Source organism: Arthrobacter agilis, from assembly GCF_002953615.1.
GTDB classification, from domain to species: Bacteria; Actinomycetota; Actinomycetes; order Actinomycetales; family Micrococcaceae; genus Arthrobacter_D; species Arthrobacter_D agilis_B.
On record NZ_CP024915.1, the window covers coordinates 3,462,351 to 3,464,520 of the forward strand.

Genomic DNA, 2,170 nt, shown 5'->3' on the forward strand with positions numbered 1-2,170 from the left:
CAGCGCTGAAGGCGATGTCACAGCTCCGGTGACCGCGGTCGATGTGAATCTCAGCGGCGACCGCGCCTCGACCAGTGGCTGCGAGGCCAGTGACTTCACAGGTTTTCCTGACGGGAATATCGCCCTGATCCAGCGTGGAACGTGTGACTTCGCACTGAAGGCGGCCAACGCGGCAGCTGAAGGGGCCTCGGCGGTCATCATCTTCAACCAGGGAGATGTGAATCCTGCCGATGACCGCTTCGGTGTCGTGAACGGCACGTTGGGCGAAGCAGGCTCGACGATACCCGTCGTGGGCACCTCCTTCGCGATCGGCGAGCAACTGGCTGCTACCGAGGGGCTCGAGATGCGGGTGGCCCTGGAGACCCACGAGGAGACGGTCGAGACCTTCAACGTCATAGCCGACACGGCCGGCCGTGCCGACCGGACGGTCGTCGTGGGCGCCCACCTGGACAGCGTGGCCGAGGGTCCGGGCATCAACGACAACGGCAGTGGCAGCGCGGCCATCCTCGAGACGGCCATCCAGATCGCGGAACTGGGCATCGAGCCGACCAACCGCACGCGTTTCGCCTTCTGGAGCGGTGAGGAGGACGGGCTGATCGGGTCCGACTACTACGTCTCCCAACTGTCGGCCAGGGACATCAAGGATCATGCGGTGAACCTGAACTTCGACATGGTCGCCTCACCGAACCCTGTCCGGTTCGTCTATGACGGCGACGGCGGAGCGTTCGGGGCTGAAGGCCCCAACGGGTCCGACACCGTCGAGGACGTATTCCTCGCATACTTCGCATCACAGGGCCTGGCGACGGCACCCACCGAGTTCGACGGGCGCAGCGACTATTTCGGGTTCATCGAGAACGGGATCCCTGCCGGCGGCCTGTTCACGGGCGCGGAAGGGATCAAGTCGCAGGAAGAAGCGGACGTCTTCGGCGGAACCGCCGGTCGTCCCTACGATCCCTGCTATCACGCGGCATGCGACACCATCACGAACATCGACCCGGTGGTCCTCGAGCAGATGGCTGACGCGATAGCTCATTCGACCCTCACCTTCGCCATGACGACGTCCGCTGTCAAGGGAACGGCAAAGGGCAGTGGCGGGAAATCCACGGGTGACTTCGCGTTCAAGGGCAATCACTCGAAGCGCTAGACCAGGCCAGGGTATGGGGGAAGGCCATGGACTCCGCTCCGTGCAGGGCCTTCCCCCGTACCTGCCGGATCGATGACGTGTGAGAGGCTCGATGACGCCGGGCAAGGGGCGGACTGCAGGCCCGAGGGCTTCCTGTCCGTCGTCGTCCCCAGTGCCCGAGGATGGGAAGTCCGTCATGGAGAGTGCATGGATCGGTGACTCCGATCTCGTCCGCGTTCTGGGCCGCACTCTCGGGTCACCAGGAGGAGCGAGCGCAGTGGCGGTGGTCACCCCTCAGCGTGAGATGACCGCGACGATCCGTACGGACCAGCACTCCACCTTCGAGATCGGGTCAATCTCGAAGGTGCTCACCGGCATGCTGTACCGGGACGTGACAGAACGCGGTCTCATTCCGCAGTCGACAGTTCTGCGGGAGCTGCTCCCACTCGAGGGCCACGGCGAGGTCGGCACCGTGAGCCTGGCCTCCTTGGCCATCCACCGGTCCGGTCTTCCGGGGTTGCCGCCGGGGATGCAGCCGCTTCGCCGGACCCTCGGATACTGGATCGGCGGTCGCAACCCCTACGGTGATTCACTGACCGACCTGCTGGACCAGACGCGCAACCTGCGCCTCGGCCCTCTTCGGTCCAGGTACTCGAACCTGGGGTTCCAGTTGCTCGGGCACGCCGTGGCGGAAGCAGCCGGCAGTAGCTACGGGTCCCTCCTGCAGGACCGCCTGGGCCCGGGGTTCCCGACTCCCACCCGCGCCGAAGACCTCGGGCCCTCGGACCTGCGAGGGTCCAACCGGCTGGGCCGCCCGGTGGCCCCATGGGTCGGCGAGGCCATCGCGCCCGCCGGAGGCGTCCGGGCGACCATCAGTACGATGCGGGGCTTCCTCCGTTCGGTGCTCGACGGGACCGCCAGGGGTCTGATGGCCCTCGAGCCGGTTGCAGAATTCGCGCCCAGGGTAGGTATCGGGGCCGGGTGGATCACGCTCGAGCACCGCGGCCGCAGGATCACCTGGCACAACGGCAGCACCGGCGGGGATGG

General features: G+C 66.4%; 2 protein-coding genes. Both read left to right on the forward strand.

Going from position 1 to position 2,170, the window contains the following annotated elements; genetic code table 11:
- Positions 1 to 1,144 (forward strand): M28 family peptidase (locus CVO76_RS17090; RefSeq protein ID WP_208740243.1); only part of this gene is annotated, 1,144 nt, incomplete at its 5' end.
- A 256-nt stretch (positions 1,145 to 1,400) separates the two neighbouring features.
- Positions 1,401 to 2,170, forward strand: a 770-nt coding sequence (locus CVO76_RS17095) for a serine hydrolase domain-containing protein (protein ID WP_347876216.1), incomplete at its 3' end; no start/stop codon positions are given.